Raw genomic sequence first — 489 nt, 5'->3', positions numbered from 1 at the left:
CCTCTCCCCAACGGGGAGAGGGTGGCCGGAGCGAAGCGGAGGCCGGGTGAGGGGGTAGAAATCTTTCCGTCGAGGCAAGCTAAGACCGTATCAAGGACCGCTCGGCGTTCGGCCAAAACTTCATGGTTCCAGAACCGAAGAACGGAATAGCCGTGGTCATTCAGCCAAGCAGTTCTCGCGGCATCGGTTGGAGAATCGGCGTGCTGGCTGCCGTCGATTTCCACAATCAGCGCTCTCTCGCGACAGACGAAATCTGCAAAGAAAGGCCCAAGCGGCACTTGCCTCACAAATTTGTAGCCGTTGAGATGACGTCCTCGCAGTTCCCCCCAAAGCCTGTATTCAGCCTCGGTCTCGTCAACCCGCAGCTTCCGAGCGCGAGCGGTTGCCTTCGCCCTTCTTTTGGTCGGATCTGTCGGCGCCGCCCCCTCACCCGACCTCCGCTTCGCTCCGGCCACCCTCTCCCCGTCGGGGAGAGGAGGGAGCCCATCC

At 61.6% G+C, this 489-nt stretch carries 1 protein-coding gene; it reads right to left on the bottom strand.

The genetic code is table 11. From position 1 onward, the window contains the following. Positions 1-455 (bottom strand): endonuclease domain-containing protein (locus BQ8482_RS01380; RefSeq protein ID WP_133254686.1); only part of this gene is annotated, 455 nt, incomplete at its 3' end. Positions 456-489: the final 34 nt, after the last annotated feature.

This window comes from Mesorhizobium delmotii (genome assembly GCF_900149755.1).
Taxonomy (GTDB): Bacteria; Pseudomonadota; Alphaproteobacteria; order Rhizobiales; family Rhizobiaceae; genus Mesorhizobium; species Mesorhizobium delmotii.
Note: the sequence above shows the minus strand (reverse complement) of the source record. Positions and strands in the feature narration are given on the sequence as shown.